Below are 13,097 nucleotides of genomic sequence, written 5' to 3'. Positions count from 1 at the left end.
AATCTAATGACGTTAGATTTATACTGCAAGTCATCGGGGGACGATGTTTACCAAGTTGCAACACGCAGGGGTGGAGACCAATGAGCCGGACCGAGGTCGGGACCGAAGATCAGCGCAAGCCCGGCCGGCCGACGAGGCCGCCCTTGACCGAGGGCGCCATCGCCGACGCCGCGCTGGCGATCATCGACGAGTCCGGCTGGCAGGCCTGCACCATGAAGGCCGTCGCGACACGACTGGGAGTCCGGGCGCCCTCGCTCTACCACCACGTGGAGGGCCGGCCCGCGATCCTCGACCTGGTGCGCTCGACGATCGCCGCCGAGATCCACGACCCGGGGATACTCGAGCTCCCGTGGGACGAGGCGATGCTCCGATTCGGCACGGCGTACTATCGCGCCTTCGCCCGCCATCCCAACACCATCGAGGTGCTCAGCACGACGCCGGTCAGAGACGCGATCACCCTGCAGCTGTACGAGTGCTTCCTGCAGTCGCTCCACCGCGACGGCTGGGACGGGGCACGCGCCTTCGAAGCCCTGCTGGGGCTCGAGCACCTCGCGCTCGGCTTCGCGTTCGAGTGGAACGCCGAGGGGCTCATGCTCGAGTCGGCGCGCTGCGCCGAACTCGGCGCTCCGCTGCTCGCGGAGATCGTCGCCGAGCGCCCCGAGGATCAGGCGGCGCTGGCCGAATCCTCGTTCATGAGCCTGCTGCGACGCTACATCGAGATGTTCCGGATCCCCGGCTGAGGATCGCGCGGGCCGGCCCCGCGGCGTCCGACTGGCCGCCGCGTCCGAGGCTCACACCGGCAGCGGCAGGACCTCGCAGCCGTCTCCGGTGCCGATGTACCAGGACGGGCTCGCGATGCCGCCGTCGGCGATGCCCGCCACGGGGATCTTGGAGGCGAAGAACGCCGTGCCGTCGAAACGCTTCGTCTTCCGATCTGCGAGGGCCTTCAGCGCCGGCCAGGGGCTCACGACCGTGATCGATCCGCCGTCGTGCTTCGGCTGCACCCAGCTCCGGTCGCGGTACTCCTCGGGGATCTGCGCCCGGATCTCCTCGATCTGCGAGACCAGCTCTGCCCGCGTCCAGTCGACCCGGTTCCACACGATCTTGTCCTCGAGGTAGGGGTTCTTCGAGGCGTTCGCCCGATCGATGAGCCGCTGCAGGGTTCCGGCGGGCTTCCCCTCGCCGGCGAGCACCAGCTTGCCGCCGATGCGCGCGTTCCATCCTTCGACGACGTCGGTCGTCCACACGGCGCCCAACGTGCTCAGGCACCACCGACTCGCCCACGCGTCCTGCTGCTCGGCCGTGCGGCGCAGTTCGGCTATCGACCTCACGGCGGCGCGCTGCTGGGCGTTCCGCACGACCTCCAGGCCCTGCTTCGCGGTCGCCTTCTCGGTGCGGCTCGACCCGAGATACGTCACCCGGACGCTCGTCTTCCCCGTCTCAGAGGCCGCGCGCTTCGGCACCCGCACGGTGAACGAGACGCTCCGACGCTTCTGCGCCTGCTTCGACGAGCTCCGCTTCCGCTCCACGGTCACCGTCTTCGCGTAGCCGCCCGCCGAGACCCGTGCCTTGCCGAAACGCACGGCCTGCTTCGCCGAGAGCCTGACCGTGACGGAGAAGGCATTGCGGAACCTCACCGTCTTCGGGGCGGCGATCGAGATCTTCACGGCGCGCTTCTTCGACGTCTCGGCCGGCGGCGTGCGCTTCTCGGCCTGCCGCTGAACCGCAGGCGCTCCGCTCGGCGCCGCCGCAACCGCAGCACCCGCGCCGGCGACGACTCCGGTCAGGGCGAGCCCGGCGACGACCGCTCCGGCGACTACGATCCTGAACCCTCGTCGGCGCAGCGCCGCGCCGATTGTCGAAGCCGCGCCTGCGGCGACGATGGTCGACGGATATCCCGAACGAGGCGGCATAGCTCTTCTCCGAATACGTGTCACCGGCAGCGGACACGATCATCATAGGCGTGAGAGCAGGCGCCGCACCCGGAGCCGGAGACGGATTCACCGGCTATTCATCTCGCCGCACCGATCGATCTGCGGTGTCGAGCCCGGTGCCGCTCGGCGTCCGAGGGCCGGCCGCTACGCGTCGTCGTCGTCCTCGCGGGGCTTGACATAGGGGTCGGCGTCGCCCGCGTGCACGGCTCCGGCGGCGAGCGCCTGGGTCTCCTCGTCCCGTCGCCTCGCCTCCTCCAGCAGCTCGCTCAGATGCTGCGCGTTCTCGGGCAGCTCGTCCCGGATGAACTCCAGCGCCGGAGTGAGGCGCGTGCCGAGCTGCTTCCCGACCTCGCTGCGCAGCATGCCGGTCGCCGCGCGCAGGGCCGCATCCGAATCGGTCTGCTCCTGCTCGTCGCCGTACACCGTGTAGAAGACGCTCGCGTGCTGCAGGTCACCGGTCACCCGCACATCGGTGATGGTCACGAAGCCCAGCCGCGGATCGCGCAGCCCCTTCTCGAGTCTGCGCGCGATGATCTGCTGGATGCGCTCGGCGACCTTCCCGGCCCGTGGACTGCTCATGCTCCTACCCTACCGCCGGCGCCCGACTCCTCCGTACGATGGAAGCAGCCGGGGAGCGCACCCGTGCTCCGGCGCCGATTGGAGGATCCCGTGACCCACCCGCCGCAGCCCGATGATCCGGCCGCCCCGCAGGAGGGGGCCGCTCCGGAGGAGAGCGCCGCTCCGCAGCAGCCCAGGTATGCGCCTCCGCCGGAGTATCGGTACGCGCCGCCGCCCCAGTACGCGCCGCCGCCGCAGTACGCCTATCAGGTCCCGCCCGGGACCCGGCCCGGTCCGGGCGAGCCCTTCGACGGCGCGGCGGACGCGAGTCAGCTGCACCGACCGCTCTACGGCGCGAACCCCGCCCAGGCCCTCACCCGGTTCTTCCGGAACTACGTCAACTTCAGCGGCCGCGCCTCGCGCAGCGAGTTCTGGTGGATGGTCCTGATCTTCTGGGTCGTGTTCCTGATCGTCGGCATCACCGGCGGAATCGCCAGCGGTCTGAGCGAGGCGGCTTCGCCCTATTCGAGATCCGCCGGAGGCGACGTCATCTCCGTCGTCTTCGGCTTCATCACGCTCGTGCTCCTCCTGGGCTCGATCATTCCCTGGATCTCCATCGGCTGGCGACGCCTGCACGACGCGAACCTCGCCGGTCCGCTCTACCTGCTCAACCTCGTCCCGTACCTCGGCGGGCTCGTCGTGCTCGTGTTCACGATCCTGCCGCCCCGCGTGGAGGGCCGCCGCTTCGATCGACCGATCCGCTGAGTTCACCGGGGCTCATCAGAGGTCACCGGCGCTCACCGGGCGCGGGCTGCGCGCGACATCCGCCACGCGCAGCCCGGCTCGATCATCCGCGCGGCTTCTCGACCAGCTCCGTGGTCTCGATCTCGTCGCCGATCTGGATGTCGTTGTACTTGCCGAGACCGATGCCGCACTCGAAATCGGTCTTGACCTCGGTGACGTCATCCTTGAACCGCCGCAGCGACTCGATCGCCAGGTTGTCGGCGATCACGACGCCCTCCCGGATGACGCGCGCCTTCGCGTTCCGCGTGATCGTCCCGCTGCGCACGAGCACACCGGCGATGTTGCCGATCTTCGAGGAGCGGAAGATCTCGCGGATCTCCGCGACCCCCGACTGCACCTCCTCGTACTCGGGCTTGAGCATGCCCGTGAGCGAGTTCTCGATGTCCTCGAGCGCGTTGTAGATGACGTTGTAGAAGCGGATGTCGATGCCCTCGCGCGCGGCGCGCTCGCGCGCCTTGACGTCCGGGCGCACGTTGAAGCCGATCACGATGGCGTTGTCGATCGTGGCGAGATCGACGTCGCTCGCGGTGATCGCGCCGACACCGCGATGCAGGATGCGCAGCTGCACCGAGTCGTCCACCTCGATCTTCATCAGCGACTCCTCCAGCGCCTCCACGGCACCCGAGACGTCGCCCTTGATGATGAGGTTGAGCGACTCGACCTTTCCGTCCTCCAGCGCCTTGGTGAAGTCCTCGAGGCTGATCCGCTTGCGCGCCTTCGCCAGCTGCGCGTTGCGCTCGGCGGCCTCGCGCTTCTCGGCGATCTGGCGAGCGGTGCGATCCTCGGCCGTGACGATGAAGTTGTCGCCGGCGCGCGGCACGGTCGACAGACCCTGCACCAGCACGGGGCGCGAGGGCAGCGCCTCGTCGACCGCGTCGCCGTTCTCATCGCTCATCGCGCGCACGCGCCCGTAAGCGGTTCCCGCGACGATCGCGTCGCCCACGCGGAGTGTGCCCGACTGGATCAGCACCGTCGCGACCGCGCCGCGACCCTTGTCGAGCTTCGCCTCGATCGCCACGCCGCGAGCGTGCTTCTCGGGGTTCGCCCGCAGGTCGAGGCCCGCGTCGGCGGTCAGCAGCACGGCGTCGAGCAGCTCGGTGATGCCGACGTTGTTCTTCGCCGACACGTCGACGAACAGCACGTCGCCGCCGTACTCCTCCGCGACGAGGCCGAACTCGGTGAGCTGCTGGCGCACCTTCTGCGGGTTCGCGCCCTCCTTGTCGATCTTGTTCACCGCGACCACGATCGGCACGTTCGCCGACTGCGCGTGGTTCAGCGCCTCGATCGTCTGGGGCATGATGCCGTCGTCTGCCGCGACCACCAGGATCGCGATGTCGGTCACCTGAGCGCCTCGGGCGCGCATGGCGGTGAACGCCTCGTGACCCGGGGTGTCGATGAAGGTCAGCGCACGGTCGATGCCCTCGTGCTCGGTGTGCACCTGGTACGCGCCGATGTGCTGCGTGATGCCGCCGGCCTCGCCGCCTCCGACGTTCGCCTTGCGGATCGCGTCGAGCAGCCGGGTCTTGCCGTGATCCACGTGGCCCATCACGGTCACGACCGGCGGCCGCGGCTCGAGCACGTCGTCGCCCTCGTCCTCCAGCTCGCCCTCGATGTCGATGTCGAAGCCCTCGAGCAGCTCGCGGTCCTCGTCCTCCGGCGAGACGATCTGGATCTTGTACCCCAGCTCGTCGCCGAGGATCTCGAAGGTCGCCTCGTCGAGCGACTCGGTCGCCGTCGCCATCTCGCCGAGATGGAACAGCACGGTCACCAGGTTCGACGCGCTGGTGTCGATCTTGTCGGCGAAGTCCGAGAGCGAGGCGCCGCGGCGCAGACGGATCTGAGTGGAGCCGTCGCCGCGCGGGATGCTGACGCCGCCGATCGACGGCGCCTCCCGCATCTCGAATTCCTGCCGCTTCGCCCGCTTCGACTTGCGCGCCTTGCTCTTGCCGCCGCCGCGACCGAAGGCGCCAGCCGTGCCGGCACCGCGGCCGCCGCGACCCCGACCGGCGAACCCACCGCTCGGACGCGGGCCGCCGGGTGCTCCTCCGGCTCCGGGCGCGCCCGGACGACCACCGCCGGCGCCGCCGGGGCGGCCTCCGCCGGGACGACCACCGCCGGGGCGGCCGGCACCGGCACCGGCGCCCTGCGGGCGCGGGGCGGGACGGGGGATGTTGCCGGGATTGGGACGACGCCCCATGCCCTGGCTCGGTGCGAACGGGTTGTTGCCCGGACGCGGCGGGCGAGGAATGCCCATGCCCTGACTGCTCGCGAACGGGTTGTTGCCCGGACGCGGTCCTCCCGGCTTGGGCGCGGGAGCCTTCGCCGGCGCGGGCTTCGGAGCCCCCGGCTTGGCCGCACCCGACGGGGGCTTCGGCGCTTCGGGCTCCGCCGGCTTGGCGCCGGGCGCCGCGGGCGCAGCCGGATCGGCGGACTTCGCCGGAGCAGCCGGCTGCCCCGGCGTGGGAGCGGGGCGTTCGGACGGCCCGGTGGTCGCTGCGCCGGGCGCCGCGGGCTTGGCCGCGGGCCTCGCGGGGCCCGGCTTGGGACCGGCGGGCTTCGCGCCCCCGGGGCTCGGCGTGCCGGACGCGGTCTCGCCGGCGGCGACGCCCTCGTCCTTCAGCGCGGCCTTGACCTTGCGCGCCACCGGGGGCGCGACCGCCGACGAGCTCGCCTTGACGAACTCGCCCATCTCCTTCAGCTTGGCCAGGACGACCTTGCTGTCCACACCGAGCTCTGAAGCGATCTCGTGTACGCGTGGGTTTGCCACTTTTCTCCTGTCTGGGTTCACGCCAGACAGGCGAGAACCTTGGGTTATCGGACGGGTCTCATTTCGAGCCGTTCATCAGTTGTCCATGAGCGTTTCTAGCCTGTTCTCTAAAGGGCCTGCGTCGAGTCGACCCGACGCTCGCAGTGCACGCGCGAAAACTCCACGCGAAACCGCCTGTTTCAGACATTTCGGCGTGGGATGGACCCAGGCGCCGCGCCCGGGAAGCGCAGCCCGGTCATCAGGAATCAGCCGATGACCGCTCAACACCACCCGGAGCAGTTCGTCGCGTGCCGCACGTCGGCGGCACGCCACGCATGTCCGAAGCGAATCCATCCTACCAGGATCTCACACCCCGCACGCACGTACGGACCGGAGACGCCCCGAGCGACACGCGCGTCGGGCTGAGATTGCGCGTCGGGCTGAGGTTTTCGCCCCCGAAGGTCCTCCCGAACTGTGCTCTCCGACGAAAGCGCGGGAGGCGCGAAGACCGACATCCGACTCAATCACTCATGATCGAGTCCGGCTGGATGTCGATCTTCGCGCCCGTCAGCTTGGCGGCGAGACGGGCGTTCTGCCCCTCCTTGCCGATCGCGAGGGAGAGCTGGAAGTCCGGCACCAGCGCGCGCACCTGCTTGAGCTGCTCGTTGAGCATGAACACGTCCGAGACCTTCGCGGGGGACAGCGCATTCGCGACGAACTTCGGCAGCTCGGGCGAGTAGTCGACGATGTCGATCTTCTCCTCGCCCAACTCGCTCATGACCGCGCGGACGCGCCGCCCCATCTCCCCGATGCAGGTCCCCTTGGCGTTGATGCCCGGTTGCGTGGCCCGCACGGCGACCTTGGTGCGGTGCCCCGCCTCGCGCGCGAGGGAGACGATCTCGACCGCTCCAGCCGACAGCTCGGGCACCTCCAGCTCGAAGAGACGCCGGACGAGCCCGGGATGCGTGCGGGAGACCACGATCTGGGGGCCCTTGAGTCCCTTGGAGACGCTCGTGATGTACACGCGGAGCCGTGCGCCGTGCGGGTACTCCTCGCCGGGCGCCTGCTCTTCCGGGGGGAGGATCGCCTCGAGCTCGCCCAGGTCGATGTGCACGATGCGGGGATTGGGTCCCTGCTGCACGATGCCGGAGACGATGTGCCCCTCCTTGTCCTTGAACTGGCCGAGCACCGCGTCGTCGCTGAGGTCTCGCAGCCGCTGGTTGATCACCTGCTTCGCGGCGGAGGCGCCGATGCGGCCGAACTCGGCGGTGTCCGCGTGAGCCTCTCCGATCACCTCGCCCGCGTCGTTGCGCTCCGGCACGAGGACGCTGATCTCGCCGGATTTCCGATCGAGAAGGACGCGGACCTCGTCCTCGGCGGGCTCCTGATTCCCGATGTTGACCTCGTGCTTGAGATACGCCGAGTGGATGGCCTGCTCGATGATGGCTGCCAGCTCCTCGAAGGGGATGTCCTTCTCACGCTCCAGTCCGCGCAGCATGGCGAGATCGATCTTCACGATGGGCCTCCTTTATTCAGATGTCACCGCACGGCGGATCAGCTACTCAGGATACCCCACCCGACCGATAGCGGCCATGCGATGCGCGCGAGCGCGAGACGGGCGCGACTCTCAGCCCCGGACCTCGCCGAGCACCGCGTCGAGCGCCACCTTCTCCTTGGTCCCCGCGGCGCGATCCCACACCTCGGCGAAACCGTCCGCAGCATCGCGCCCGACCACGACCACGCGGGGGACGCCGAGCAGCTCGGCGTCACCGAACTTCACCCCCGGCGACACTTTCGGCCGGTCGTCGAAGAGCACCTCGAGTCCCGCAGCGTCGAGCTCGGCGACGAGCGCCTCCGCGGTCTCGTGGATCGACGGGTCCTTGCCGGTGGCCACGACGTGCACGTCGAAGGGCGCGATCGACCGGGGCCACACGAGCCCGCGGTCGTCGTGGTGCAGCTCGGCCAGAACGGCCAGGATCCTGGTGACTCCGATGCCGTACGATCCCATCGTCACGGTCACGAGCTTGCCCTGCTCGTCGAGGACTCTGAGTCCCAGCGCCTCCGCGTACTTGCGGCCGAGCTGGAACACGTGGCCGATCTCCATGCCGCGCTCGATCGTGACCGGACCCGAGCCGTCCGGCGCGGGGTCGCCGTCCCGCACCGTGGCGATGTCCGCGACACCATCGGCGACGAAGTCCCGCCCCGCGACCAGATGGGCGACGTGCTTCTCGTGCTCGTTGGCCCCGGTCACCCAGGAGGTGCCGGGCACCACTCGGGGATCGAGGAGGAAGGGGATCCCCGTGGAACTCTCCGCGCCGAGCACCGGAGCGTCCGAGGTGCCGGGGCCGATGTAGCCCTTCGTCAGACCGGGGTGCTTCGCGAAATCCTCGGGCGTGGCCGGTTCGACCTCGGCGCCGGCGAAGGCGACCTCCGCCCGCTTGAGATCGGCATCGCGATCACCGGGGATCCCGACGACCACGAGGGAGCGCTGCCCGGCCTGCTCCCCGGCGATCGGGGTGATCGCCAGGACGACGTTCTTGAGCGTGTCGGCGGCGGCCCACGCACGCCCGTCCGTCCTCGGCAGGACCGCGTTCGTGTGCGCCACGAGCGTCTCGATGGTCGGCGTCCCGGGAGAGTCGAAGACGAGCGCCGCGGGGAGCCCCTCGAGCGGCAGCGCCTCGGGAGCGGGCGTCGTGTAGGCCTCGACGTTCGCGGAGTAGCCGCCGGCCGACCGCACGAAGGTGTCCTCGCCGATCGGCGTGGGCAGGAGGAACTCCTCGCTCTTGGAGCCCCCCATCGCGCCGGCGTCGGCCGAGACGATCTCGTAGTCGAGTCCCAGCCGGCCGAAGATGCGCTCGTACGCGTCCCGCTGCGCCTGATAGCTGGCCTCGAGCCCCTCGTCCGAGACGTCGAAGGAGTAGGCGTCCTTCATCGTGAACTCGCGGCCGCGCAGCAGACCGGCGCGGGGGCGGGCCTCGTCGCGGTACTTGTCCTGGATCTGATAGATCGTGAGCGGCAGATCCTTGTAGGAGCTCACGATGTCCTTCACCATCAGGGTGAAGACTTCCTCGTGCGTGGGCGCGAGCAGGTAGTCGGCCCCGTGCCGATCCTGCAGCCGGAAGAGCGCCTCGCCGTACTCCTCCCAGCGCCCCGAGGCCTCGTAGGGCTCGCGCGGGAGCAGCGCGGGGAAGTGGACCTCGTGAGCCCCGGCCGCCGTCATCTCGTCGCGGATGATCTGCTCGAGCCTCGCCTTCACCCGGAGCCCGAGCGGCAACCAGGAGAACACCCCCGGGGCCTGGCGCCGGATGTATCCGGCGCGGACGAGAAGCTTGTGGCTCGCGACCTCCGCATCGGCGGGGTCTTCGCGCAGCGTCTTCAGGAAGTAGTTCGAGAGGCGAGTAGGCACCCCTCCATCGTAGTGCTCGCGGGCCAATAGGCTAGTGCCGTGGCGACTCGGGCGACAGCGGTGACGGCGGCGGTGCTCGGCCTGGCCGCGCTGCTGCGCCTGTGGGATCTCGCCCGGCCGGGCGAGCTCGTCTTCGACGAGCTCTACTACGTGCGCGACGCGATCAGCCAGCTCGCCCACGGGGTGCCGACCGTCTGGCCCGACGACGATCCGGCGTTCGGCGATCCCGGCGCCTTCGGAGACGCACCGAGCACGATCGCCCACCCGCCGCTCGGCAAATGGCTGATCGGCCTCGGCATCCTGCTGCTCGGACCGGATGGCGGGTGGGGCTGGCGGATCGCGGCGGCGCTCGCCGGCGTCGCGACGGTCGCGGTGACGATGCGGCTGGGCTGGCTGATGACGCGCAGCCTGTGGGTCTCCGCCGTCGCCGGACTGGTGCTCGCGGTCGACGGCGTGCACGTCGCGCTCAGCAGAGTCGGGCTGCTCGACGGGTTCCTGACGCTGTTCGTCGCGCTCGGCGCGCTGCTCCTCTGGCGGGGCGCGCTCGGCGGCGTGCCGGGGACGGCCCGGCGCGCACCGCACCGCTGGCCCTGGCTGCTGGCGGCCGGGCTCGCTTTCGGGGCGGCGACGGCGATCAAATGGTCCGGACTCTACCCGTTCGCGGCGTTCCTCACGCTCCTCGCGGCGCGCGACCTCCTGCTGAGCCTGCGCGGCTCGCGGTCGTGGCGCTCGCTCCTGGGCGCGCTGCGCAGAGCGCTCGGCCTGGCCGCGATCACGCTGCCGACCGCGATGATCGCCTACCTCGCGAGCTGGTGGGGCTGGATCGCGACCCGGCAGGAGGGGGACTCGCCCTGGTGGACCGGGCTCTGGGAGTGGCACGTCCGCACGCTGCAGTGGCACAGTACGCTCACGGCCGAGCACCCCTATCAGGCCCACCCCCTCACCTGGCCCCTCGGGCTCAGGCCGACCGGGATGCACTTCGAACGCCTCGACTCGGGCGCCGTCTCCTCCATCGCCTCGCTGCCGAACCCGGTCGTCACCTGGGGCGGGGTGCTGGCGCTCGGCATCCTGCTCTGGATCGCGGTGCGAGCGCTCTGGCGCGCGGTGCGCGGCGGAGCGCTCGCACCGCTGCTCCACCCGACGGTCTGGGTCTCGGCCTTCGTGCTGACCGGGTATCTGTCGGGCTGGGTGCCGTGGCTGCTCTCGTTCGGACGTTCGGCCGTCTTCCAGTTCTACGCCGTAGCGCTCACCCCGTTCGCCGCGCTCGCGTTCGCGCTCGTGCTGACGAGCCTCGCGGCGCTGCCCGCGCCCGGTCTCGGACCCTCGGGGCTGCTGGCCGGCACGGGCATGGGGCTGGATCCCTCGCCGGCGTCGGTCCGGGGGCGTCGGATCTCGGCGGCGATGATCCTCTCCGCGGCTCTGGCCATGGGCCTGCTCTTCTTCCCCTTCTGGTCGGGCGCGCCGGTGCCGGAGTGGTTCTGGCGGGCGCACTTCTGGCTGCCGGGCTGGCGGTAGCACCGATCCCGCCCCTGCGCCGGGAGGGTCTCAGAGCAGGCGCCGGCTGAGCGCCCACGCCGTGAGCTCGTGGCGGTTCGAGAGCTGCAGCTTGCGCAGCACGTTCGACACGTGCGTCTCGACCGTTTTCACCGAGAGGAAGAGCTCGGCGGCGACCTCCTTGTAGGCGTAGCCCCGGGCGATCATGCGCATCACCTCCTGCTCCCGCGCGGAGAGCCGGTCGAGTTCGTCGTCCGCGGCGGCGATCTCCCCCGCGCCGGCGCCGAAGGAGTCGAGGACGAATCCGGCGAGGCGCGGGGAGAACACCGCGTCGCCGTCGTGCACGCGCACGATCGCGGTGCTCACCTCGGCGCCCGAGGCGGTCTTGGTCAGGTATCCGCGGGCACCCGCGCGGATCACGCGGACGACATCGTCCGCGGCGTCCGACACGCTGAGCGCGAGGAACCTGGTCTCGGCCGCCCGCTGCACGCCGGCGAGCCGCTGCAGGACCTCGGCGCCGCCGCCGCCCGAGCCGCCTGGCAGGTGAACGTCGAGCAGCACCACTTCGGGCCGGCTCCTCACTATCTCGCCGATCGCCTCGTCGACGGTCGCCGCCTCTCCGACGACCTCGATCTCCGGTCCGAGCGCGGCGCGCAGCCCCGTGCGGAAGATCTGATGGTCGTCGACGATCACCACCCGTACGACGCCATCCACGGCGTCTCCCTCCTCGACCCCGCTCATGCGCTCCCTCACCGCTCCGCCCCCTCGCCGTCGGCCACCGGTCTCCGCGGCACCGACAGGCGCACGGAGGTGCCGGCGCCCCCCGGTCCGGGTACGAACCGGGCCGAGCCGCCGGCGCGTTCCATCCGCCCGAGAATCGACTCGCGCACCCCCATCCGACCGTCCGGTATCGCGTCGATCCTGATGCCCGGCCCGCGATCGGTGACATCGACCGACACGGCGTCGGTGGCGGACTCGATGTAGACGGTGACGTCGCCGCCGGCGTGCCGGGCCGCGTTCAGCATCGCCTCCCTGGCCGCCCCGAGGAGGGCTTCGGCGGGAATGCCGATCGGGGCTCCGGCCGGGGCGGGCCCGGGGTCCCCTCCGACCGCGACGATCTCGAAGCGCACCGGATGCTCCGCTTCGAGCGCCGCGGCGTGGCTCTTGAGCGCGGCCTCGAAGCCCTCCCGGGGGGCCGGGACGGCGCCGTCGGCCGCGCGGAAGAGCCACTCGCGGAGCTCCCGCTCCTGCCCGCGGGCGAGCCGCGCCACGTCGCTGCCGGGCTCCGAGCGCTGCTGGATCGCCGCGAGGGTCTGCAGCACCGAGTCGTGCAGGTGCGCGGCGATCTCGGCGCGCTCCGCCTCCCTGGCGCGACCCGCCCGCTCCGCGATGAGCTCGCGATTCAGACGGAGCAGCCAGGGGGCGAGCGACAGCGCGACGCCGGCGAGCACTGCGACGGCGGCGGCGATGACCGTCAGGGCGCTCGGCTGCCTCGCTGTGACGAAGAACATGAGGATGCCGACGGCGACCAGGGCCAGCGCGCCGAGCACGCGCGGCAGCTGGTGCCGCTCGGGGCGGTCGCGGTCGGCGATCTGCCACCAGGCGAGCCCCACGCCGACCAGCACGACCAGGCCGGGCATGAGGACGCCGAGGTCGAGTCGCACCCCGAGCTGCGCGAGGAGGAGCCCCGCGCCGGCGACGAGCAGCGCCCCGCCCAGGAGCAGCTCGGCGACCGGCCAGCGCGCACGACCGGGCGCCGCCTCCCCGCGCGGCCGAGCGGGGCCGGGCGCGAGGTCGGCCGCCGGGGTTCCGCCCCGGCGGCCCGTCGCCTCCGCGGGCGCGGCCGGTTTGGTGAGGGCGCGACGCAGCGGCACCGTCTCGACGTCGCGCGGGAGCCCCTCGGAATCCAGGGGCGCCGTGATCCACAACCAGAGGTAGAACAGGGTTCCGGCGCCGCCGAAGAACGTCAGTGCGAGCATCCCCGCTCGCAGCCAGAGGACCGGCAGACCGAGGTGCGCGGCGAGCCCCGCGCACACTCCGGCGAGCATCCGGTCGTCGCGGCTGCGGGTCAGGGCCGTGCGGAAGCGAACGGCCTCGGACTCTCGCTGCGGTGGGGCGGTCATACCCCCATCCAAGCACCCGTCACCGGCATTCC

At 71.0% G+C, this 13,097-nt stretch carries 11 protein-coding genes; 3 read left to right on the top strand and 8 right to left on the bottom strand.

Translation table 11 applies throughout. The features are described from left to right. Positions 1-80: 80 nt before the first annotated feature. A complete protein-coding gene (locus J4H92_RS10105; protein WP_208098066.1) occupies positions 81-740 on the top strand; it encodes a TetR family transcriptional regulator in 660 nt (219 codons plus the stop codon). Positions 741-791: 51 nt separating this feature from the next. Here the strand turns inward: J4H92_RS10105 and J4H92_RS10100 are convergent, their stop codons facing one another. Both J4H92_RS10100 and rbfA read right to left on the bottom strand, forming a co-directional pair. After that, complete coding sequence (locus tag J4H92_RS10100) at positions 792-1,913, bottom strand: hypothetical protein (protein WP_208098065.1); 1,122 nt, start codon at positions 1,911-1,913, stop codon at positions 792-794. A gap of 165 nt (positions 1,914-2,078) precedes the next feature. Then, the gene (gene rbfA / locus J4H92_RS10095) at positions 2,079-2,513 is read right to left on the bottom strand and encodes a 30S ribosome-binding factor RbfA (protein WP_208098064.1); all 435 of its coding nucleotides are present in this window, start codon (positions 2,511-2,513) and stop codon (positions 2,079-2,081) included. A gap of 90 nt (positions 2,514-2,603) precedes the next feature. Between rbfA and J4H92_RS15640 the strand changes: the two genes are divergently transcribed. Then, positions 2,604-3,257 (top strand): DUF805 domain-containing protein, encoded by a 654-nt coding sequence (locus J4H92_RS15640; RefSeq protein ID WP_208098063.1) that lies wholly within the window; start codon positions 2,604-2,606, stop codon positions 3,255-3,257. A gap of 82 nt (positions 3,258-3,339) precedes the next feature. On the opposite strand, the gene infB is transcribed toward J4H92_RS15640, so the two are convergent. The 4 genes from infB to J4H92_RS10070 form a co-directional block, all read right to left on the bottom strand. Then, the gene (infB, locus tag J4H92_RS10085; protein WP_208098062.1) at positions 3,340-6,063 is read right to left on the bottom strand and encodes a translation initiation factor IF-2; all 2,724 of its coding nucleotides are present in this window, start codon (positions 6,061-6,063) and stop codon (positions 3,340-3,342) included. A 75-nt stretch (positions 6,064-6,138) separates the two neighbouring features. Further along, positions 6,139-6,396, bottom strand: coding sequence for a YlxR family protein (locus tag J4H92_RS10080; protein WP_208098061.1), 258 nt, complete (start codon positions 6,394-6,396; stop codon positions 6,139-6,141). Positions 6,397-6,562: 166 nt separating this feature from the next. Continuing rightward, entirely contained in the window at positions 6,563-7,558 is a 996-nt protein-coding gene (gene nusA / locus J4H92_RS10075; protein WP_208098060.1) for a transcription termination factor NusA, read from the bottom strand. A 111-nt stretch (positions 7,559-7,669) separates the two neighbouring features. Further along, positions 7,670-9,448, bottom strand: coding sequence for a proline--tRNA ligase (locus J4H92_RS10070; protein ID WP_208098059.1), 1,779 nt, complete (start codon positions 9,446-9,448; stop codon positions 7,670-7,672). Positions 9,449-9,487: 39 nt separating this feature from the next. Between J4H92_RS10070 and J4H92_RS10065 the strand changes: the two genes are divergently transcribed. Beyond that, positions 9,488-10,963 (top strand): phospholipid carrier-dependent glycosyltransferase, encoded by a 1,476-nt coding sequence (locus tag J4H92_RS10065; protein WP_341783061.1) that lies wholly within the window; start codon positions 9,488-9,490, stop codon positions 10,961-10,963. Between the two features lie 30 nt (positions 10,964-10,993). Here the strand turns inward: J4H92_RS10065 and J4H92_RS10060 are convergent, their stop codons facing one another. Together J4H92_RS10060 and J4H92_RS10055 are read right to left on the bottom strand one after the other, a co-directional pair. Further along, positions 10,994-11,683 carry a LuxR C-terminal-related transcriptional regulator gene (locus J4H92_RS10060; protein ID WP_208098058.1) on the bottom strand — a complete coding sequence of 230 codons (690 nt, stop codon included), beginning with the start codon at positions 11,681-11,683 and terminating at the stop codon, positions 10,994-10,996. An 8-nt stretch (positions 11,684-11,691) separates the two neighbouring features. Next, the gene (locus J4H92_RS10055) at positions 11,692-13,065 is read right to left on the bottom strand and encodes an ATP-binding protein (RefSeq protein WP_208098057.1); all 1,374 of its coding nucleotides are present in this window, start codon (positions 13,063-13,065) and stop codon (positions 11,692-11,694) included. Positions 13,066-13,097 lie beyond the last annotated feature (32 nt).

It is taken from the genome of Leucobacter weissii (genome assembly GCF_017565745.1).
Taxonomy (GTDB): domain Bacteria; phylum Actinomycetota; class Actinomycetes; order Actinomycetales; family Microbacteriaceae; genus Leucobacter; species Leucobacter weissii.
This window is presented reverse-complemented; position numbering and strand designations above follow the sequence as displayed.